The organism is Lysinibacillus sp. LK3 (assembly GCF_001043675.1).
GTDB lineage: Bacteria > Bacillota > Bacilli > Bacillales_A > Planococcaceae > Lysinibacillus > Lysinibacillus capsici.
Genome location: NZ_LDUJ01000001.1, coordinates 46,926 through 69,017, shown reverse-complemented (window position 1 = coordinate 69,017; position 22,092 = coordinate 46,926). Strand labels below are relative to the sequence as shown.

The following is a 22,092-nucleotide window of genomic DNA, read 5'->3' as shown; positions in this document are numbered from 1 at the left end:
ACATGGAAACAACAAATGGGCTTAAATTAAATATTACCACTGAATCCTCTTTTGAAGATGATGATATAAAAGATACCATTGTTGAATATGGCAAAAATTTCAGCAAATTAGAAAAATACTTAAAAGATTCTGCTCTATCTATTGAAGATCTAAGTGATAATAAATACTATCCAATTGGTCATATTTTGTGGAATAAGGAACCTGCTTCTGGTTCATTTATCGGATGGGTTGTCACGAGAGAAGGTATTCAAGCTAAGAATTGGATACCTAACAAAAGTTACAGTATAGGCAATTTAATAAAGCCTCCTGTAGATAATGGTGGCCTTTATGAATGTGTGGTCGATGGTAAAAGTTCAACCACCCCTCCTACTTTCATCACTTCCATCAATCAAGAATTCCCAGAAGTAACAGGAAAAAGCTGGCGTAACGAGTTCAATTATGAGGTAGGCGATTTAGTATTCCCTACTAACGGAAGCAAGTTATATTATTATATTTGTGAGACAGCAGGCTACTCCTCCCCTTCTGAACCTGAGTGGTCCTCAGTTCAAAACGATACGACATTTATTGATAATTCTGTAGTATGGAGGAAGGCAAAAAATATCATTTGGAAAAAGGTCGGCACAAATTGTGAGTTTAGACCATTTGGAAAAATAGAATAGGAGTTTTTAGAATGAAATGGGGTTCTTTAATTAATTCAACAGGCTCTTATATATCTAAGTATTATGAAATTACAAACGTTTCTTCAAAATATTTAACAACCATTCTTGCTAATATCATAAACATACATCATCAACAAGTAGAGTTTTTTTATTCCCTCTCTTACAACTACATGAATTGGACCAAGTGGAAAACAATAAATTTCAGTGATATCAATTTGTTAGATGGATATGATTTAAATGGTTTGATTTTTAGATATAAGATTGTTCTAAATGCTCAAAAAGATAATGAAAAGCCATATGTACAATCTTTTTCTATCACGTTAGACCCTTGTGAATCCTTAGAAAACTTAGGCGATTTCACTATTAAACCTAAACTTTGGATTAAGAAAAAGAATGGAAAAGGTACTATAGAAATCACCAACATTATGACCGATCAAAAATTAGTTGTAGAGAACCTTATAGATAATGAAGAAGTGTTTATTGATTGTGAAAATGAAGATATTGTTTCTGACAGGCAGCATCTAGGTGTTTATCGATACGATGATCATAATGATGAGTACCTAGAGTTAGTGGTTGGCCATAATCTCCTAAAAGGAAAAGGAGATTTCGATATGGATGTTAGACATCAATATGTTTTTTTACAGGAGTGAGGTGAATATTATTGAAATTAGGTGAAATAGATTCCAATTTAAAACCAGTTGATGCAAGAATATTTTTATGTAGTCCTGATAAGAAAACTATTGCCAGAATGAGTGAGGCATATGATATCAGTTACAGTACCAAAATTTCAGTACTAAATGAACTTTCATTTAAGATACCCACTGTCCTAGTGGAAGATGGTGTTCCTGTCGATAATGCAAATATTGGTAAAATAAAGAATAGATACCTTTTCAAATTGAAATATGGGAAGATCACTGAGTACTTTTTAATGAATGAATCAAGTAAGTCATATAGCGATGATGAATATATAAGTTATACTGCATTATCTCTAGGTGTTCAATTAAGTGATAAAAACATAAGACAATTTGAAGCTGTCAGTAAAACTTTGTCCCAAATTACTACTGAAATTTTATCTTCTGTAAATACCAAATGGAAATTAGGTTATGTTGACAGCTATTTCGAGGAAATTTATCGAAGTTATGAGGTAGCTTCAAATAATATATTAGAAATAATTTATGACCTAGCAAAACTTTGGAATGCTTTAATTGTATGGGATTCGATAAAATACGAAATCAATTTCTATAAACCCGAAAATATTGGTAAGGATAAAGGATTCTACATACGAGATGGTAAGTATTTAGAATCCTTTAATTTAGCGACCAACACAATAGATACAATCACACGTTTAAAAGTGTATGGTCAAGATGGTTTATCAATACATAGATTAAATCCTACAGGTCAATCATATCTAGAGGATTATAGGTACTACCTCTACCCTTTCAAACGTGAAAATGGACTTGTTGTTAGTCATTCAAAATATTTAACGGATAGTTTGTGTGTGGCGTTAGAAGACTATCAAGCACTGGTTGAAACCCTATCGGAGAAGTTTACCAATTTAACTACTATGGTCACTACACAAAATTCAATTATCCAAACCGAAGAACAGAAACTAAATACCTTGAACACACAAAAAATCATCATTGAAGATGAACTAGATTTATCAAATGCTAACTTTCAATCCGCAACCCCTAAACACCAAGATATTATCCAAAGATTAGAAGCTAAAAGGCTAGAGATATCGAATCAAGAAGCTTTTATTAGAGATTTAAATTATCAACTTTCTGAATATGAAAATGAATTACATGATTTACAAGGAAAATTAGCAAGAGAAAAAAACTTTACTGTTGAACAATTAGCAGAGTTATCAGATTTTGAAATAGAAAAAGAATATACTAATGATTCAATTGTTGATGATGAAGACTTAATTGAAGACGGTAAAGAAGTATTCAGACAATACTTAGAACCTAAAATTAGATTAGATATGAATTTAATTGATTTTCAATCCATCGTTGAGTGTCAAAATGATTGGGATAAGTTAGGTTTAGGCGATATTATAAGAGTTCGATATGATAGATTACAAGTAAATTTAAAAGCCAAAATTACTGAAATTACACATGATTTTGAAAATGAAAGTATTTCTATTGTTATCGAAAATGAGTTTAATGAAAACAATAATTGGTTAGAACAGCTTAATAAAGCCGGTAATACTTCTACTCTTGTTCAAATGGATAAGTGGAAATGGAATTTGTCTGAAAAAAACAACGGTGCTATTAATGATATTATCAACAATAAATGGGATGCATTAAAAAACGCTGTCATGGCTGGCTACAACCAGAAAATAGAGATAAGCGAACGTGGGATTATTGTGAAAGATTTAGAAGATCCATTAAGTTGGCTTGTTATACAAAATGGATTCTTGGCTATTACTAATGATAATGGCGAGTCTTGGAAACATGCTATATCTAAGGATGGAATTTTTGGCGAGCGTATTTTTGGGAAGATCATTTCTGGTGTTAATTTAGTAATTGAAGATGAATCAGGCATATGGGTAACACAAGGCTCCAGAACAACCATTTATAATCGATATGGCGAAGAAGCAATGTATTTAGGCTTAGTTTCTGATAATAGAAAAGATGAAAACGGAAATCTCATTCCACAGGACAATGAATGCTACGGACTTGTATCTTGGAATCATGTAACAAGGGTTGCATTAACAACTTGTGAAGGATTTTCTGTTAGCAAAAAAGATAATGCCGATTGGAAAAAAGTGTTATGGGCTAATACTGATGGTACTCTCTATTCTAGAAAAATGGTAGCTGAGAATATTAAAATTGTAAATAATCTAGACGAAGTCATAATGGATGCGGAAAATAACTATTTCAATTTTGGTTTATTAGACAAGATTGTAGTTGATGGCAAATTAACGACGCTTGAAAAATTAGAGCTTATTAAAGAATTATATAACATTCACTCAGACTATAAATTGCTTCTTCAACAGGCACAAAAATACATACGAAGTGAAAGAGATAACACTACAGATATTGATGGTGCTTTTAATACTGCAACTCAATCCTTCCCTACCGTTTACTCTACCACTGACAGGTATTCCACAAGTGCACTTAAAAATGCTTATTTAGAGTTAATGAACTACATGTCCAGCTTTATCAAAATCATTAATAATGGTTACCCTGAAACCTCTTACTTAAATATTGATATGACAGACCCCCTTACAGAATCCACGAGTCAAATTGAGAATCGTGGTATTTTTGTGCAAAAATTTAAGAACTACTATGATGAAGCAACTAGACTACGACAAGAAATTGAGGATTCCTTATTCTATTCGGGTCTCACAATGGGAAGATATCACAACAATCTCATTATGAATGATTTTGGCTTTATTGCCGTTCGTAGTGATGGGAAGTATAGAGCTTATTTAAATGCTACAAACGGACTTGCGTTACAGAAATGGGAAAATGGAAAATGGGCCAATAAATTATTTGCCACTTTAGGTGATTCTACATGGGAAGATGGTACACTTTATGCCGAAGGATTGGTAACGAAAAATCTACGAATAGTTGATGGTGACTTAGGTGATGCAATTACTTTCGATTGGTTGGACGGTATCACTATCTTTGGTAGAAATGGAGAGGAAATAAGATTAAATGCTAATGAAGCTATCTCCATTTATGTCAATGGTGAAAAGAAATTTCATGTAGGTACAGATGGAAGACTTTATGCAAAAGACATGACTACACACAATCTTAAAATCGTAGATGGCTTCTTAGGGGAAAAAATCATCTTTGACCAAGATGAAGGAATCACTATTAACGGGAATAACCGTGAGCAAATTCGCTTAAATGCTAATGAAGGTATCGCGATTGATGTCAATTCAGAGCCAAGATTTTGGATTAGTAAGGATGGATACTTATACGCGCGAAAACTGTTCATAATGAATGGTAAATTAGATGAGTCTATTCTTGAAGGATTAGATGAAGATGATAGTTTTATCTCCGATTTAACGGTTACTAGATTAAGGACATACGATCCTAATGACTCCGATAATTACGTTCATATTAAACAAAAATTCTTAAAATTCATCACAAAAAATGGCTCTTCAGAAAATGTTAAATATGAAATGTATTTTGAGGGTTCAGGTGCCCAAGCCTATCCAATCGCTATTTGGGGTAGTGGTTCAGGAAATAATACAAATAATAATAAGGCAAAACAATATAAAACACCCCAAGGTTTCTTTACAGAATATACGGATGAAACTGGTGAAAAACACTCAATTAATTTAAACACGGAGAGCACAAAATCAATAGAAATTATCTCCCCTAGAACAGTATCTATTAAGGGTGGTAGTGGCAGTATTACAATGAATAACACACAATTAGAAATAAAATTCGGAAATAATACATTTACAATGTCTGCAACAGGCATTAAATTAAACGGTTCTCGTATTGATCTTAACTAAGGAGAGTTAATATGCCTGAAGTATCAGTAAAAGGTAAGAAGATAAGTAGCTCTATTGCTAGTAACCACGTTAAAGTTAGTAAACCTAATGAGCCTCAATGTGTTGCAGGATATAAAGATGGCCAGTATTACTCAGGATTTTGGTCAGGTGGTGTTTGCTATGGCTTAGAAATACCGCCTAGTTCACCTTATGACTATCAAAATATTGATGCAACAATTGAAGGAACAATTAGCGAAGGAGCCTCAAATGTTTTTGTAAACGGTAAGGAAGTTGCATTTGCAGGGGCCAAAACACAAGAAAAAGATTCATACAATGTTCCAAGTGGATGGACTTATGTCAGTGGCGCACACTCTAGTACAAATGGATCTATAGGCACAGGAAGTGTCGGAGTATTTGTGAACGGTAAACAACTTGCTAGAAAAGGTGATCCTGTTAGGACACATGCAAACTCAACAGCCTCTATCCAAGAAGGATCTACTAATGTGTTTGCCAATTAATTTCCCTTAGAAAGGAGGTGAGAAAATTGTCGCTACCTATCAATTATTTAGAATTTAATAATCCCATTCATATCGTTTGGCGGAAAGGAACACCAAACGACCCATACATCGATCGGCTTGATATCGCACGTGTTGTCAATCAACGTGTTTTTCTATTAGAAATTCCCGATGAGATGTTTAAGGTTAGAATTTCAGGTATGTTTGAAATTAATTATGAAAAGTTCAAGAAGCACAACTTAGCAAAAAATGAATTTTACGTAGACTATACCAATGGTTTTGTTTATTTTCATACGATTAAAGAAGCAGAAACAATATCGATCGTTTATAAAGGAAGAGGGGTAATCCTCTACCCTTCTACTCGAATTGTACACTATGATGGCACCGAATCTACCGAGACACTTCATGAGATTATTGAAAAAAGCAAAGCTCAGGTTCAAGAGTTAATAGATAGAACAGATCACTATGAAGTATATTTAAAAAAGCTTGTAATAGCTATTAATGAATCTAACCATGCTACAGACCAAGCTTTAATTGCCACTCAAAATGCCAGTGAAGCAACAGAGTTAGTAAAAGATGCTTACGAAACAACCGTCTTAATTTATCAGCCCTTCGTTAATACATATAATGAAATTGCTAAAAAATTCCCCTATCCTGAAGTTGGATGGACTACACAGGCTTATGATACAGGTATACGTTATAGATGGAATGGAAAGGCATGGATCCCTATAGATGCCTTGGGTGGGAATATTCCATTGGCCAATGAAGTAATAAATGGATTAATGAGTAAAGAACACTTCGTAAAGCTTCAAAATATAACTGAATTTGTAAATGAGAAAACAATCGTTTTCATTATTCCGAAAGATATTTTACAAGGAATTCAAGATCCACATGTAGTATTTGACTGGGACGGAGAAATTATTGATGTTAGGGCATCCATTTCTATTAAGGGTTTACAGTCCACCCCTATTCAAATACAAAAATCTTCAAACTTCAAAGATTGGCTGGATATTACAGATAGTCCAATAATAATTGATGAAGATAGTTATTTTAATAATCAAGCATATACGTTAATAAACAGTACAGTGAGGAAGGGAGATGTGTTTAGACTATACATCCCTTCTTTTTCTGTTGATGCACAAAATTTATCTTTGAATGTAAAAGTAGCATTAAAATGATCCTATTTAAGGTTTCAATATTATCAATATATCCTATAACAATTTATGAGAAAGAAGGAATTTAATTATGGCAAAAACACCTGAAGTATCATGGTATGAAGGTTCAAATACAAAATCAGCAGAAGTAAAAACAACAGTAAACTACGGTACTATTGACGCTGACTCTCAATCACCTACTAAAATCTTCTACATTTGGAACAATCGTGGTGGTACGGAAGATTGCTCTAAGATGGAAGAAGTAACATTTACTACTCGTGACCGTCAAGGCGGGGATGGTAGCGTAGGGACAATTGTTGAAGCTGTTAGAGATAACTGGTTCAACGTTCGTGTAGACAGTTTAAATGAACAATCGTTCCTTCCTGTTGGTAAAAGTGGTTTCAGCCCTAAAAACCTAAGTGGCACAAAAGATTTAGGAACAACAGGTACTACAAGAAATGTGAACGCTTCTACTGCTCAAGTTTGGTCAGCTTCTAAAGCTTTGACATTAGACACTTACGTTCAACCAACAGTAGCTAACGGGTTCATTTACAAAGTAACTAAAGCAGGTACTACAGACAATACACAACCAACATGGGCAACTGATGAAGGAAAGCCTGTATTTGATGGTTCATCAGTAGAATATGTAGCAATAAAAATCGACCAAAAACCTAACGCTAAAGAGATTTTAGGTTTCGCTAATAACACAGATGTTGATGGAAAAAATGCTCACCTAGCAGGTGGTAATTTTGTTCAAATTTCTGTGTATGCAGATGTTCCTATCAACGCTTCGGCAGGTAAAAACCTGTTAATCCAACGTGTTTCTTATCGTTACGTGTAAAAGTAACATATTTCAGAAATAAAATATTGGTTTCACAGGGTAAGGGAGGTTTCTCCCCTACCCTATTTTTTGGATTTATTAAAAGAAAAACTTCAATGCAATGAAGGAGATTGATAAAAATGTTATTCGCAGATTCAAGAAATATTCAAGCAATTGGTATTCCCTTTAACTGGAACGCTGATTATGCAAATGGTAAAAACTATGCTGAGTATGACCTACTTACGCATAAGAAAAATGATTTTTATTTAATTCAGAGAAATCAGGTCATTCGTTTTGGTTTGTTTGGTCAAGGAATGAAACTCTATTTTGAAATGGCAGACGGTTCATTTAGTTTAAATGGCAAAAGAATTGAAATCGAGTATATTGATGAAAATTCAGAGGTATATCATTTAACAACAAACTTCGCAGACAAAGACCTTATAACATATAAAGAAGCTTATGCTGACTACAACAATGTTCAAGGTATTCAGAAATCAAGCATAAAGTCAATTAACTTTGGCTACAAAACAAAATATGAAAAAGAAGAAGTTCAATTGTTCTTCCAACCTATTGTCTCACTTCCTTTAGAAAACAACAGTCCTTTTATTGAGGTTAAACTAACTTCCAATAAATCTATGAATGGTCATTTAGTGTTCAAACATAGAGGGATTGAAATAGAACGCTTCCCTGCCCCATTAGAGGTTAATAAAGCAGGTCAATTGAATTGGACTATCAAATAATAGAAAGCGAGGAAACACCTAATGAAAAGATTTTGGTTGCGTCTTCCTGATAAAACCGATTCCTTAGAAATAACAACTTCAAACAACAAATTATCTTTATTTGAGTCTTCAACTGAGAAAGCTCACACAATAGAAACAGGAAAATACTCACTTGAGAAGCTAGTAGAAAATCTTGCCAACAAGGGTTTAAACGCCAAAATTGGAGAGATTAAAAAATCTCCCAAAAACTCAAAGCTGATTGTTCTATTATTAGACAATTCATTTACAAATGTAAGTGGTAGTTTCGTCACTTTTATTGGTGGAATTGAATCTATTGATACAGGAGATAGGCAAGATGGCAACATAATTAATATTTAAGAAAGGAGCATGTTCATATGGCTATTATAGGTGGAAATACAGAGAAGAAAGAAATAGGATTGTCTATTGGTGTTTCAGGAACTCATGATAGAACAAAAATCAATAAGGACACAGGTTATTTAGAGCTAGTAGATATTGATGTAGATGGACAAGGAAACCCTATTTATGTTGAGCAAGGCTCTTGGACTTCTGATGTTGTTGATTTAGGAGATATTTTTCAAGACTTTGATAAAGTGTTTACTGACAGTGTAGTAAATGGTTCAAGCTCATTCGCTGTATTAACAAGGGTTTCATCAAATAACATTGATTGGTCTGATTGGACACCTATCGCTCTTGATGGAACAATTCAATCTGATACAAAACAGTATATTCAGGTAAGAATTGACCTGTTTGCAGGGTTTGTATCGGATACTTTTATTATTGCGAAAAGTGATTTTAATATCAATGAGTTTCTTGAGGTAAAAGATGCTAAAGCAGGTAGTTATATTGTACCTAAATTAACTTCAAATAAATCTTCCCCAGAAGGTTTTGCTTTTTCTGAGACAGAGTTTTCAGCTACTTTTGCAACTTGGAAAGCTTTTGACAAAGCAGATGCATCTGAGGGCTATGTCACAAAAAGTGGAGTTATAACAGGTATTCTAGGGTTTTATTTCAATAGTAAAAAAAGGGTTAATAAGTACAAAATAAGAAGTATGTCGGGTTCTACTAAATTGAGCAGTATGCCTAATAACTGGATTTTTCAAGGAAGCAATGACACTACAGATGGTCTAAATGGGACATGGGTTGACCTAGACACTCAGACAAATCAAACTTGGACTACAGTTAATACAGATAATGTATACGAAATATCGAATAACTCAATGTATCACGCCTTTAGGATTAAATGGTCTTCAAATAATGGATATGCAACTTATACAGGTGTAGGAGAACTAGATTTCTATGAAAGTGGTACAACTTCTCTGAGTCTTAAACGTGATTACACTTTTGATAAAGAATTAGATTCAACTTGGTCAGACACAGGTAGCTTACACAGAAAGAAAATTACTCGTGATGAGTGGTTAAGAATTGATAGAATGGAGGCGAAAACTGATGGCTAATGGGTTGTTTGGCGGAGGAAATGGAACAGAACAGAGTCCATATTTAATCGAGGATGCTCATGATATTAATGCTATTAGAAATGTTTTGGCAGGAACAGCTAGAAAATATTTTAAGCTAGTTAATAATATTGATATGAATATCGCACCTTATAACGAAGGAGTAGGTTTTGTACCATTAAAATCAACAGCGACATATGATGTTGTGACTTTTATGGGTAATAACAAAACAATCAATAATCTATTTATAAATTTCGAAGAACAATATTCTGGACTTTTCGCTTATTTAAATTCGTCAACAATAAGCAATGTTATTTTAAGAAATCCTGTAGTCAAAGGACGAGATAGAACAGGGACAATTGTAGGCTATAGCACAGGAGTAAGCTCTTTTGTGAATGTTGTCATAGAGAATCCTATCATAGAAGGCACTTCTTTCGTTGGTGGTATGGCAGGATTGATGAATTCAGTAAATATGAATTCCTGCTCTATAAAAAATGCCAAAATAAAAGGGAGTAATTCTGATATAGGAACTATGGCAGGAAGAATAAACGGAGGAAACATCTCGAACAATATTGCTCACGCTCTAGAATGCATAGGGTCAAATGGTAATGTGAGTGGTTTTTGCGGTTCGATAGCTGGTAGCAACAGTAAGTTTAATAATAATATAGCTATTACTGAATATTTATATACTAGTGTAAGCACACCTCCTGTAAATGGTTTCACAAGAGAGATATCTGGTTATACAGGAAACACATTTACAGATTGTTTTTATAATTCTACCTTGATTTCTAGTTCTGACAGAGGGACAGGTAAAACCACAATAGAGCTTAAAAGCCCAGCAACTTACACAGGCTGGAATGGAAATATATGGGATATAAAAGAAGGGAAATATCCAAACCTACAATATGTTAAGAGTTTGATAACTGATAAAACACTTATTTTACATGAGGGTGAGTATAAAAAGTGGAATCCTCAACAAGATGCGACTGTAGATATTTATAGTGAGAATACCATCCCGATAATGACTACTAATACAAATCCTAGTGGATTGGCTTTTATAGACACACAAACTTCGGACAGCTACAGAGCTAGCTATGCATTTGATAGACAGGTAAATACTCTAGCAGAAAGTAATAACAGAGATGGATTCATAGGATATAAATTTACTATTCCTAAAAAGATTAATGCTTATAGCATACAAATAGGAAGTCTAGCATATTCAATTTCAAATTGGAGATTTCAAGGTTCGACAGATACCACTAATGGAGCAGATGGAGTGTGGGAGGATTTACATGCAGTTAATTACACTTTTACTGCATCGGAAAATAAGACTTTTTACTTTAGTAATGATAAAGAGTATATAGCATATCGAATAAAACTAGCTAAAGCTCCCACCGAATCGCTATATAGCGATTTTTATGAAATAGGATTTTATGAAAAGTTATCTGACGGAAAGCCAGAAGTCAAACCTCATTGGTCAACAGTGTCTACCACTCTCTCTTCTTCCCAATTCTTAGAGCAGGGGATGGATAATCTCTCTCCTTTGCTTGACCGCAAAGTTACAACATTAGAGCCTATGTCAATGATAGATAAAAGTGAGATTTTAGGTGTTGGTGAAATAGGAAAAGTATTTAATAAAACTATAGATTTAAAGAAATATTTTGATATTAGAAGTATCAGAACTGAGGTGAAATAGTGGCAGGAGCTATTCTCTACAAAAAAAATAGTAAATTTTATGCTGTTTTAGAAGAAGAAATTATTTACGAAACAAAAATGACCTCTAATACTGCTCCTTCTCCTTTAAGAGTATTTAATTCAAACGCCAATTCTACTTATCCACCCTATTTAGCTTTCGATGGAAATAATAGCACATATGTTAGAACAGGTAGTAGTGGGGCAGGAACACAACTTCGACTAACTTTTGATTTTGGGGAGGAAAAAGAAGTAAGTGGCATCTACTTAACTCATGGAGGAAATACCTCTATAAGTGGAATTAATGTGTCAGGCTCTAACAATGGCACAGATTTTACCACTATAAAAAATTTCACTTCATTAAATCTAGGTAGTGGAGCAACGCAAAAACTATTCTTTGACTCTACAGTAAAACACAGATATTTTTACTTTTATATACCTCAAACAAACATGCCATTTCTAGGTGAAATTAAATACTTTTTTGTAGATGATTATTTGTATGAAGCAAAAAACATAAAGGCTTATAAAGATTTCACTATTTCTAGTGTTCAACTACAAAGCACCTATAAAAACAAAAGATACATGCTACAGGATACAGACACTCTAAAAGAACAAGGACTTTGGATACAAAAACTAGATAAAAAACCAACAAGTATTAGTTTTAATTGAAAATGAGGTGAGATAATGAAAATAAAAGAAGGTTACAAAGCAAGGTGGTTGATGGATGAAGCTGTCTCAACAACATTGCAAGATAGTAGTGGTAATGGATTAAACGCCATTACTTCTTCCACTTTAGATACTTCTCTTGATAACAAAGGGTCAGCAAGAAAAGTAAGTGCTAGTTCTCAAGGTATTTATTGTAGAAGTGTTTTATCAAGCAACAAAAATTTTACAATATCTGCTCTCTATAAGCTTGATTCATTTGGTAAGACTACCCCTCTTTCTTGGGAAACTGCAATACTAGGTATTACAAATGGTTCTGCTCGAAGTGTGCATATTGCAGTATCAGCTAGTAAGGAAGTTGGACTCTACTACTTCAATGGCTCAGTCCATCAAGTAGAAAACAGTGGTGTATTCTTAAAAGTAGGCGAATGGGTACATCTTGCTCTCACTGCTCTTAATGGAACATATCAAATCTACCTCAATGGTAAGCTAATTAAATCTGTGAATCAAACGCATGATATAGGACTCAATTTTTCAACTTGTTATGTTAATGGTAACTTTAATTCAACTACAAAAGTATATGGCTCTTATGATGATATTATTATTTGGGAATCCACTTTGTCAGACATTGAAGTGTTTAATGTTATGACATATTACTTCAAAGAAAAGAGAATACTACTTCACTCTAACAATAAAACATATTCATTTGATAAACAAGTTGATACTTGGTATGAAACAAAAATGACAAGTGATGCATCCCCCTCTCCTTTAGTAGCAAGCGCTAGCAGTATTTGGAATTCTACTTATCAAGCTTGGAAAGCATTTAATGGAACAAATGTTGATAGTAATGATTGTTGGATAACAGTTGGTGGTTCTATAGAAGGTTGGATTCAACTAGACTTCGGCTCTCCTAAATACTGTAATCAAATAAAACTTACTTCTAGGTCAGGAAGTACAGCCAATGCTTGTCCAAAGGATTTTACAATAAGTGCATCAAATGATGGTTTAACTTTTGATGTAATAGCAAATATTACAGGACAAACAAATTGGGCATTGAATGAAACACGTATGATTACATTTAATAACGCTAAAAAATATCGTATATATAGGCTAACAGTGATTTCGAATGACGGATTTAGTAGTTATAGTGCTATTGGAGAATTGCAATTTGGATATAAAGGAAACACTATAATTGACTTGCCTAAGTGTTCACAAGAAAACTTCATTGAATATGGTCAAAATGAGCTATTAAATCTAAATGAACCAATAGCTACTAAAAATTACATCTTACAAGATGATACCGTTACAGAGAATGAGCAAGGTCTTTGGATAAAAAAAGTAGATAAAAAACCACTCAGCATTAGTTTTAATTAGTGCTGAGTTTTATTTTGATTTTTCTTAATACAATAAGAAAGGAATGATTTATAATGGCAACAATTGGACAGCAACTACTTCAACCCGAAAGTGGATGGCAAAGAATTGACGACACCAATTCGAATATATCTAAAACAACCTTCAACACTCTTAGTAGTGGAAGTGCTTATGGCAGTAGTTATTCAGAATTCAAAGAAGGAACTCTGTCAGAAGCAACCTTTAACTTCGTCGGAACTAAGCTGAGGATTATATCTGTAGTTAACACCTCTGCTTATAGAGCGCCTAAAATTAGTATATTTATTGATGGCGTAGAGGAGCAATATACAGAGGTTGCAAGTGGAGTTATCTGGAAATGTCTTGTTTATGAAAAAGTCGGATTAGAGAACAAGGAACACTTTGTTAAAATAAAAGGATTAAGCATACAAGCAGGAGCAACTTTTTATTTAGATGCAATTGATATAGATAGTAACGGTGAAATTAAACCATATAAAGAAATAAAACCACTTAAAAAAATGATAATTAAAAATCTAACAAAAGACACACAATACTCTCTATCAGACAGAACCCTCATTCACCTTCCTGACAATACAACTGAAAGTATTATTGAGTATGGTATTGAGAAAGGTGAATATATTCAATTAGATGTGCCTTTTACTAAGCATAGATATTTTAATGACACACCTGTTGCTAATGCAAGTGGAAAAGTGTTCACACATGATATTGGTAAAATTAATACTTTGAGTATTAAAGAACTTAGGGAAGAAGGTGTAGTATCTATTGTTCTACCTAATGATGTATGGTATGAAACCAATATGACTTCTAACACAGCGCCAACACCCTTAGTTGCAAGTGCTAGTAGCACTTATACTTCTTTCTCCCCTTACAAAGCTTTTAATGGAACGAGAGGAACTACTGGTAATGACAGTTGGATGACAAGTAACAGTAGAACAGGTTGGATTCAGATTGACTTTGGAAAAGGTGTTATTGCGAATAGAGTAAACATTTCTATTGTTAGTAATCTGACTGCCGCACCAAAAAACTTCAATATTCTAGGTTCTAAAGATGGAGTGAATTTCGTTATCTTGGGAGCATTTACAAATCAAACTAATTGGACTGCTAATGAATTAAGAGAATATAGCTTCAACAACAATGAAAAGTTTTCTTACTACAAGGTAGAGATTTTAGAGAACAATGGACACGGAACAGATGTTTCCATAGGTGAAATTCAATATGGTTTTAAGAGAGAGGAGATTTAATTTGGCAACTACAGAGCAATTAATGGAACAATTTGGTGTTGCTTGGTTTTGCTTTGATGAAGTAAGTGGAAATGTATATGATAAATTAGACAATGGATACGTTGGCACAGTTACAGGAGCTACAAGAGTTGGTGGTTGGAATGGTGGAGGTAGCTCAATTCAATCCAATGGGACAAATCAATATGTAGTTTTTAATAAAAATATTATACCCAATGAAATATTTACCATAAGATTCAAAATTAAAGCATTACCTAATACTTCGGCAGGTTCTTATTTCTTAGGTAATGTTCATATGGGTACAACTAATGCTAATTATGGTTTTACTTTAGCAACAATGACTGATTCTGTTCGATATGTAGAAGCTACTACTAATGGAGCAACAATAAATTGTTATATAGATATTTACGGAATTTTGGATAACAAATGGCATGACATTATTATTTCAAAAAATTCTAATAAACTAGTGTCAATATATGTAGACGAAAAGTTGTATGGTACTGTTTTATCAACCACTATTTTTAATGCAACAAACCCTCTTGGATTATTAAATGCATCCTCCTTTTATAGTCAAGCAGGAAGATTTTTAAATGGTCAAATTGATGATTTACAAATCTACAACAAAGCTCTCTCCCCTTCTGATTTCACTCAAAAACGTTTAGTAGTCAAAACAACAGACAATAAAAACCTTGTTTTATCCCCTACTTCAACTCGTGTGAAAGAGATTCCTAACACAGCAGAATATATGTTGTTAGCTCAAGGTGGAATTGTAAAAGAGATTGATTCAGCAGTTGATAGCCAACCAATTGATTTCACTAAACCTACCACTGAGTATGAAATAGTAAGTAACAATAAAACTCCACTAGGAAAAGGTAGAATGTTTACAATTCCTATTGGTACTGATTTTAAAACAGCAATGTTTAAGGACAACTATTAAAAGGTTGTCCTTTTAATATGGAAAAATATTGGAGGTCAATACAATGGCTAATACAAAAGATAATTTAAGTAAGTATGGTAAAGCCTTTATCGGTTTTGATGAACCTAGTGGTAATGTAATGGATTCAATTGGTGGTTACACAGGAGCTTTAAATAATGCTCCTACTCGTGTGACAGGTTGGAATGGTCAAGGTTATGCAATGAGTTTTAATGGAACTAATCAGTATGTAGAGTTTAATAATCCTGTTATAAATAGCTCAGTAGGAAGCGTTAGATTGAAAGTTAAGCCTAAGACTAACACAGACCCTCAAATAATTTTTAGCAACAGAAATTCAGCAGGTATGGGTTTTCAAATTTGGTTTAGTGTAGACATGAAGCTGAATGTTGGTATATCAACAAGCAAAGTTTGGGATTTACAGATAACTTCGCCAAACTCAGTACAAATTGATAAATGGTATGACATTCTAGTAACTTGGAATGAACAAGGCTTGTTTAAAGTTTATGTTGACAATATGAAAAGCTCATTGGTGGAAGGTAGTTTAGGGTATTCATATGTTCCAACTAATGGTCTTTTTACTGTAGGAAGATTACCGACAAGATTATCTACTTCTGGATATTTTAAAGGAGAGTTAGACTCAATTGAAATCTATGACAGAGTAATCTCCCCTATTCCTGATAAATATTTAGTTGAACATAATGGTGATTACAAATACCACGATGGCACTTCATGGAAATTAACAACACCAACAGAAGAAAACTTCATCCAATATGGTATGAACAATCTAAACCATATTACAGAAAAACAATGGAAAGAGTTAACAGGAGATAAATCAGTAATTATGTGGTCTGACTTTCAAGATAAGCAATTCACTTCTGTTGTATTAAACAAAGATAGATTTAAATCACAAGATTTACTAGGTGATTCTGCTCAAGCTATTTACTACACTGATTCAGACACTTCTAATATTGCTGTAGAAACAGTTGTTGAACCTTATAGTGTCTATGACTATATTGGTGAGTTACCTACTGTAGCAATCTACACTGAAACAAATGATGATATTATCGTATCAACAAATGTTGAGCCATTTGATATTTATGATGAATTTGGTGAAAGTGTTGAGGTTCTTTACTACACAGATGATGAAACTGTAACAAATGCTGATTTAATCCTTGAAGCTAATTGGTCGCCTATAGATGAACTTGAAGGTGATTTTGAAGTTGTGACATGGACAGATGAAGCCCCTGAGACTGCTCAGAGAGTTCTTGATATGAAAGCAATACCACAACCTCAATTCGTTAAACTAGTTAACCCTAAACGTTTATATGGCTCTTTAGATGATGTGTTTGTGAATGATATTTCTCAATCATATCGTGATGAAGCTCGTTACTTTATCGGTGGAGAAACACCTGATAAATGGTATGTATGGAACAAAAACGATAAGAGATTCGTTGTTGCTGATGCTTCAAATACACAAAAAATCATGTTAAATGGTATGACTTACAAAGAGTTGAACAATATCACTGACATGCAATGGCGCACATGGACTAGTGAATATATCAATATCGGTATGTTCATTGTAGACAATCTTCGTGACACCATCAAAACCATTGTTGAAGAAATTTCATTTGAAGACTATCTTCCTCGTGACACTACAATTATTAAGAATATAAGCCTATACATTTTAAACACAACTGCTAAGATTGATATTTCATTTGATGCTAATGTTCTTAAAGGAATTTTGAGTGATGATGATTTAACGCGTGTTCAATATCGTGTATTACTAAACAACGCCTACTACTACCCTGCTGATGGAAGCTTTACTAAACTAGGTGAATCGCCTCAGAATTTCGAATTAGCCATTGGCAGTAAAGATATTAGAATTGAAGATTGGAACACACTTAAAGTAGAGTTCCAAGATTTCTTTGGTACTACTGATTATTGGTCAACTCAATTCATGGGAACATACTCAGGTCTTATGTTCAAAGATATTTATGGTCAATACTACTCAAGTGAGATTGGTGAGGTACTTCAATACCTTGATTTTGGTGTCATTATTGCAGGTCAAACTACAATTGAACATGAGGTTATTCTTAAAAACCAATATGGTTATGCCATTAAGGATATTCACTTGTATACTAACAAATCTAATTTCCCTACAGGTATGACTATAGAATTTAGTACAAGTCAATCTCCTTTTATGCCACAACCTGATTTAAAACTAGGTAGTGTACTAAAAAACAACGAAGAAATGTCATTCTTCATTCGATTAAAAACTGAATTAGGTTCAACGCCTGACGCTAACGGTTCATTTGACATTATCGTGAGAGCAGACAAAGCCTAATCACAATACAATGTGATAGGAAGTGAAATTATGGAGGAGAAAGAATTTAATTTAGAAACAGATATTTCCTCTCAATCAACTATAACAGCAGAAAATGATTTATTTATTGAAATTAGTGTACCTCTTTATGGAAGTGACAAAACTGATGTTGAAATTTTTGCTATACAACATAGAGAAAATATTGTTTTAACTGAAATTATAGTAGCACCTAATAATCGTTTTAAAGCTAAATACAAGCTTATTGCAGTAGGAAAACTAGAAAATGATGTTGAGATTGTTGCTAGACCTTTAAGAGAAAGTGCTAAAACCATTGAACTTATTTCTCGGGCTATAAATATAACCGAAAAAGATACATTCTTAAACATAATGTATCGTGGAAATTCAGAAGTCTTTACTGAGATTCAGCCTATTGGTTACAACTTCTTAGAAGCTGAAATTGAAGTACCACCTCATAATAGGATGTTTGCTATTTATGAAGTACAGCAACCACCTATCGTTACAGATATATTCAACCCTACTCAGGATGCTTTCACAAGGGAAGGAACAGCTTTCCAATCAATCAACTACGGAAGTAATTCCTCAATGGTTGTTGGCCGAAGCCAAGATGATATCTGGCGCTCATTTGTTCAATTCGATTTATCTTTAATTCATTCTTCCTATATACTAAAAGAATCCTATTTGCGTTTATACTACAAAGGCTCAATCCCCGAAAATGTTAAACTGGAAATATTAAATGCCAATAAAAAGTGGCAAGAAACTAACATTACCCACTTGAATAGGCCAATTCCGATTGATTTAATTACAGACGAGTTCACTATAAATTTAAATCAAGGATACGTTGAATTCGATGTCCTTAAAATTGTGCAATCTTGGGTTTCACTGGAAAAAATTAATAACGGTTTTATTATTCGTTTATCTAACGAAACCGATCTGGGTCACACAATATTCTATACCAGAGAAACTATTTCTCCCCCTGAATTAATCGTAAAATACTTTGACTCAAGAATATTCTCTCAAGGTAGAAGTCAACACTTAACTGAAATTTTTGCCTACAGGAGAAGTAACTCTGAAAAACTAACTGAGGTCATAGTTGACTCTATTTACACTTTCGAAAAGTTAGATACTGAAATTTACGTTCACAGAGCAGAAGTGCCTTTAGATTTCGAAGCTCTAGTTGAAATCACAGTATGTAAGCCACATATTGAAATTGAAATCACTTCATCAATTCGTGAGGACAGTAAGATTCTAACCGAAATCGGAGCAAGAAGATCCCTTAATAAGGAAAAATCAGCAGAAGTCACAATTAACAAACCCTTTACTTTAGCTAAAATCCTATGTGCTCTAAGAGGTGAAAGTGTTGTTGACACAACTATTTCAGTAACTATTCCATTAATCCAGACTGAAATCACTGTTCCTCGTCATGATAAAAAAGAAGTATTAACCGAAATCGAAATTAATGAAACTTGGACTTCTATTGTTGGCGCAGAGCTTTTTGTAGCAAAAGATAAAATAACTACGGAAATCACATCTAGAGTAGGTAAAGAAATTAATCTTTTAACCGTAGTTCTTATCTCAAGATTAAAAATTGAAGCAGAAATTGAAGTAAAACATAGAAACGATATGTTGGTAGAAATTGAAGCTAATATTAAGTCTGATGTTGTCACTGAGATTATCGTTTCTAGACCTAATATTGAGGTAGCCATTGATATACAACGTTTTGAAGAAACAGAAATAAATACAGAGATCTTTGTTAGATATATTGATGATGTTTCTACTGAAATTGACGTAAAATCTGTAAATCAAGTTAATACTGTAATTGATATTAAGCGAGTGTCACAAGTTAATATAGAAATCTCTGTAAACAGATGTTTAGTACATACTGAGATTACTATTCCAACATGGGTTGACAAAGGAGTATCAACTGTAATTGAGCCTCGTATCATTATGGTAAATAATGTGACAGCACTAATTATTATTAATGGGACAGTATCAGGTTACGCATTTATTATGTAAGACAAAAGGAGATAAAATTTATGATAATGAAAAACTATGAAATAGGTGAATTACAATCATTTCTTTTCAATTTAGTTCTCAAAGGTAAAGAATCGAGAATGCGAACTAGGTTCATTAAATTATTGGAAAATCAAGTAGAGCTTATAAAAATGGAAAGACAACAACTCATAAATGATTATGCTTTAAAGGATGCACAAGGCGAAATTGTTACAGAAACTAAAGAAATACATAATAAAGAGGAAGAAATAGTTGTATTCCCTTCAGAAAAAGAAGAAAAAGAAGCACAAAAGCAAATTATGCTAATGATGAATGAAGAATTTATCATTGAAGAAACGGCAGATAAAATAGAAATGCTACAAATTTTACAAACTATTATTTTAAGTTGTGATTTAGAATTTACTGGTCAGAAAGCAGTTCTCTACGATAGATTCTGTCAAATTTTCGAAGATATCCAATTACTAAACGATTCTGATATAACCCAGTAATTTCATACAAGGGTAGATGGATAATTCCATCTATCCTTTTTTAATTTATGTAAAAGTTGGTGATTACATGCAAAATGAAAAATTTGGTGAGAGATTGGCTAGTGCGGAAGTTGAAATTAAGAATCAGGAAAACCGAATTTCAAAATTAGAAGGTAATCATGAGTTATTATATCGCTTAACATTAGTATCCGAACAACAGCAAGAAATGAATAAACATCAGCAAATACAATTAAATAGAATGGATAAAACTTTTAATAACATCAATATGAATTTAACAAAATTAAATATGTCTCAAGTTGAATTGCAAGAGGATGTAAAAGTTATTGGAAAACGAGTTGATAGTATTGAAGATGATTTAAAACAGGAATCTGCAAAAGACAATATTTCAATTAGCAATATGATAAAACAGTACCTACACTGGTGGATTCTCATACCTACTATAATAATTGGTGCTTTAATTTTAAAAACATTAGGTCTCTAAGAAAGGATTTGATCTTTATGAAAATCAACTGGAAAGTGCGCATCCATAATCCTCAATTTTGGATTACAGTTGGATTATCAATTATTACCCCTCTATTCGCTTATTACGGTATTACAGGAGCCGATTTAACCACATGGTCCAGTGTAAAGACCTTACTTGTCAACGCCGCTTCAAATCCTTATGTAATCGCCTTAATGGCTGTAAGTACATATAATGCCATTTTAGATCCAACTACTGCCAGCTTAAGTGATTCATCACGAGCCTTAATTTATAAAAAACCGAAACGAGATGATCGATAATGACAAATTTTATCTGTCCCGTAAAAAATGCAAGATTAACGAGTAAGTTCGGATGGAGGAATATTGGGTTTGGCAACGAATGGCATCAGGGTGTAGATCTTGCTTCAACAGGAAAAGTTCCGATTTACGCTAGTGCAGCTGGGGTAATTAGTCGTGCCCAGGTGTTAAGTAGTTATGGAAAAGTGATAATGATTAAACATATCGTTAATGGCAAAACATTCGAAACAAATTATGCTCATCTAGACTCTTATTGTGTTCATGTCGGGCAAAAAGTGGTACAAGGTCAACAAATTGGTATGATGGGTAACACTGGTCGAGCTTATGGGATTCACCTGCATTTCGAAATTCACGATGGAGCATGGGAGAAAGGCCAGCCAAATGCAACTGATCCTATGAAGTATATTTCTTTAACTAATGAACCAAATACTATTTCAATCAACAAAGGAGCTCTCACAATGTCACAATATATAGAATTACTCAATAAAATAAAAGAACTTGAGGAGGCATTAAAAACAAAGCAAACCAACAGTCCTTCTCGACAAGCCTCTAAAATACATAGTACAGCATGGCAATGGTTAAAAAACAAAGGTTTAACAGATGGAACGAATCCTCAAAATTTCTTAACACGAGAACAATTTGCAACAATGCTAAAAAGATATCATGAAACTTTAAACAAAAAATAACTCCCCCTGCTCTATACATAATTTTCTCTTCATTATAACATAAATACATTTTTCTCTATTAGAACCATGTTACAATAGA

General features: G+C 33.3%; 20 protein-coding genes. All 20 read left to right on the top strand.

Features of this window, described 5'->3' with window-relative positions; translation table 11 throughout:
* Nucleotides 1–2 precede the first annotated feature (2 nt).
* Nucleotides 3–659: a hypothetical protein gene (locus VK91_RS00320; protein ID WP_048389751.1), complete on the top strand. Its 657-nt coding sequence runs from the start codon at nt 3–5 to the stop codon at nt 657–659.
* 11 nt (nt 660–670) lie between these two features.
* Nucleotides 671–1,309, top strand: a complete 639-nt coding sequence (locus VK91_RS00315; RefSeq protein WP_048389750.1) for a hypothetical protein — start codon at nt 671–673, stop codon at nt 1,307–1,309.
* Nucleotides 1,310–1,320: 11 nt separating this feature from the next.
* Complete coding sequence (locus VK91_RS00310) at nt 1,321–5,133, top strand: phage tail spike protein (protein ID WP_048389749.1); 3,813 nt, start codon at nt 1,321–1,323, stop codon at nt 5,131–5,133.
* 11 nt (nt 5,134–5,144) lie between these two features.
* Entirely contained in the window at nt 5,145–5,630 is a 486-nt protein-coding gene (locus VK91_RS00305) for a PAAR domain-containing protein (protein WP_048389748.1), read from the top strand.
* A gap of 26 nt (nt 5,631–5,656) precedes the next feature.
* A complete protein-coding gene (locus VK91_RS00300; RefSeq protein WP_048389747.1) occupies nt 5,657–6,805 on the top strand; it encodes a hypothetical protein in 1,149 nt (382 codons plus the stop codon).
* 67 nt (nt 6,806–6,872) lie between these two features.
* Complete coding sequence (locus VK91_RS22235; RefSeq protein ID WP_053075661.1) at nt 6,873–7,622, top strand: hypothetical protein; 750 nt, start codon at nt 6,873–6,875, stop codon at nt 7,620–7,622.
* A 119-nt stretch (nt 7,623–7,741) separates the two neighbouring features.
* Nucleotides 7,742–8,341: a hypothetical protein gene (locus VK91_RS00290; protein WP_048389746.1), complete on the top strand. Its 600-nt coding sequence runs from the start codon at nt 7,742–7,744 to the stop codon at nt 8,339–8,341.
* A gap of 21 nt (nt 8,342–8,362) precedes the next feature.
* On the top strand, nt 8,363–8,698 hold the full coding sequence (locus tag VK91_RS00285; protein WP_048389745.1) for a hypothetical protein: 336 nt from the start codon (nt 8,363–8,365) through the stop codon (nt 8,696–8,698).
* A gap of 17 nt (nt 8,699–8,715) precedes the next feature.
* A complete protein-coding gene (locus VK91_RS00280; protein WP_048389744.1) occupies nt 8,716–9,795 on the top strand; it encodes a hypothetical protein in 1,080 nt (359 codons plus the stop codon).
* Nucleotides 9,788–11,488: a hypothetical protein gene (locus VK91_RS00275; protein WP_048389743.1), complete on the top strand. Its 1,701-nt coding sequence runs from the start codon at nt 9,788–9,790 to the stop codon at nt 11,486–11,488. Before VK91_RS00280 ends, VK91_RS00275 begins: the two co-directional genes overlap by 8 nt.
* Complete coding sequence (locus tag VK91_RS00270) at nt 11,488–12,153, top strand: discoidin domain-containing protein (protein ID WP_048389742.1); 666 nt, start codon at nt 11,488–11,490, stop codon at nt 12,151–12,153. Before VK91_RS00275 ends, VK91_RS00270 begins: the two co-directional genes overlap by 1 nt.
* A gap of 15 nt (nt 12,154–12,168) precedes the next feature.
* Nucleotides 12,169–13,521 (top strand): discoidin domain-containing protein, encoded by a 1,353-nt coding sequence (locus VK91_RS00265; protein ID WP_048389740.1) that lies wholly within the window; start codon nt 12,169–12,171, stop codon nt 13,519–13,521.
* A gap of 53 nt (nt 13,522–13,574) precedes the next feature.
* On the top strand, nt 13,575–14,777 hold the full coding sequence (locus VK91_RS22230) for a discoidin domain-containing protein (protein WP_053075660.1): 1,203 nt from the start codon (nt 13,575–13,577) through the stop codon (nt 14,775–14,777).
* Between the two features lies 1 nt (nt 14,778).
* On the top strand, nt 14,779–15,711 hold the full coding sequence (locus VK91_RS00255; RefSeq protein WP_048389739.1) for a LamG domain-containing protein: 933 nt from the start codon (nt 14,779–14,781) through the stop codon (nt 15,709–15,711).
* Between the two features lie 43 nt (nt 15,712–15,754).
* Nucleotides 15,755–18,052, top strand: a complete 2,298-nt coding sequence (locus VK91_RS00250; protein ID WP_048389738.1) for a LamG domain-containing protein — start codon at nt 15,755–15,757, stop codon at nt 18,050–18,052.
* 30 nt (nt 18,053–18,082) lie between these two features.
* Nucleotides 18,083–20,065, top strand: coding sequence for a DNRLRE domain-containing protein (locus VK91_RS00245; RefSeq protein ID WP_048389736.1), 1,983 nt, complete (start codon nt 18,083–18,085; stop codon nt 20,063–20,065).
* A gap of 20 nt (nt 20,066–20,085) precedes the next feature.
* On the top strand, nt 20,086–20,550 hold the full coding sequence (locus VK91_RS00240; RefSeq protein WP_048389735.1) for a hypothetical protein: 465 nt from the start codon (nt 20,086–20,088) through the stop codon (nt 20,548–20,550).
* Between the two features lie 67 nt (nt 20,551–20,617).
* Entirely contained in the window at nt 20,618–21,031 is a 414-nt protein-coding gene (locus VK91_RS00235; RefSeq protein ID WP_156181888.1) for a hypothetical protein, read from the top strand.
* A 17-nt stretch (nt 21,032–21,048) separates the two neighbouring features.
* Complete coding sequence (locus VK91_RS00230) at nt 21,049–21,330, top strand: phage holin (protein WP_048389732.1); 282 nt, start codon at nt 21,049–21,051, stop codon at nt 21,328–21,330.
* Nucleotides 21,330–22,013, top strand: a complete 684-nt coding sequence (locus VK91_RS00225; RefSeq protein WP_048389730.1) for a M23 family metallopeptidase — start codon at nt 21,330–21,332, stop codon at nt 22,011–22,013. The genes VK91_RS00230 and VK91_RS00225 overlap by 1 nt, the downstream gene beginning before the upstream one ends.
* Nucleotides 22,014–22,092: the final 79 nt, after the last annotated feature.

Excerpts from the sequence above, each read along its gene's own strand:
- VK91_RS00320 (WP_048389751.1), top strand. The coding sequence starts at position 3 with ATGGAAACAACAAATGGGCTTAAATTAAATATTACCACTGAATCCTCT.
- VK91_RS00315 (WP_048389750.1), top strand. The coding sequence starts at position 671 with ATGAAATGGGGTTCTTTAATTAATTCAACAGGCTCTTATATATCTAAG.
- VK91_RS00305 (WP_048389748.1), top strand. The coding sequence starts at position 5,145 with ATGCCTGAAGTATCAGTAAAAGGTAAGAAGATAAGTAGCTCTATTGCT.
- VK91_RS22235 (WP_053075661.1), top strand. The coding sequence starts at position 6,873 with ATGGCAAAAACACCTGAAGTATCATGGTATGAAGGTTCAAATACAAAA.
- VK91_RS00290 (WP_048389746.1), top strand. The coding sequence starts at position 7,742 with ATGTTATTCGCAGATTCAAGAAATATTCAAGCAATTGGTATTCCCTTT.
- VK91_RS00285 (WP_048389745.1), top strand. The coding sequence starts at position 8,363 with ATGAAAAGATTTTGGTTGCGTCTTCCTGATAAAACCGATTCCTTAGAA.
- VK91_RS00280 (WP_048389744.1), top strand. The coding sequence starts at position 8,716 with ATGGCTATTATAGGTGGAAATACAGAGAAGAAAGAAATAGGATTGTCT.
- VK91_RS00275 (WP_048389743.1), top strand. The coding sequence starts at position 9,788 with ATGGCTAATGGGTTGTTTGGCGGAGGAAATGGAACAGAACAGAGTCCA.
- VK91_RS00265 (WP_048389740.1), top strand. The coding sequence starts at position 12,169 with ATGAAAATAAAAGAAGGTTACAAAGCAAGGTGGTTGATGGATGAAGCT.
- VK91_RS22230 (WP_053075660.1), top strand. The coding sequence starts at position 13,575 with ATGGCAACAATTGGACAGCAACTACTTCAACCCGAAAGTGGATGGCAA.
- VK91_RS00250 (WP_048389738.1), top strand. The coding sequence starts at position 15,755 with ATGGCTAATACAAAAGATAATTTAAGTAAGTATGGTAAAGCCTTTATC.
- VK91_RS00245 (WP_048389736.1), top strand. The coding sequence starts at position 18,083 with ATGGAGGAGAAAGAATTTAATTTAGAAACAGATATTTCCTCTCAATCA.
- VK91_RS00240 (WP_048389735.1), top strand. The coding sequence starts at position 20,086 with ATGATAATGAAAAACTATGAAATAGGTGAATTACAATCATTTCTTTTC.
- VK91_RS00235 (WP_156181888.1), top strand. The coding sequence starts at position 20,618 with ATGCAAAATGAAAAATTTGGTGAGAGATTGGCTAGTGCGGAAGTTGAA.
- VK91_RS00230 (WP_048389732.1), top strand. The coding sequence starts at position 21,049 with ATGAAAATCAACTGGAAAGTGCGCATCCATAATCCTCAATTTTGGATT.
- VK91_RS00225 (WP_048389730.1), top strand. The coding sequence starts at position 21,330 with ATGACAAATTTTATCTGTCCCGTAAAAAATGCAAGATTAACGAGTAAG.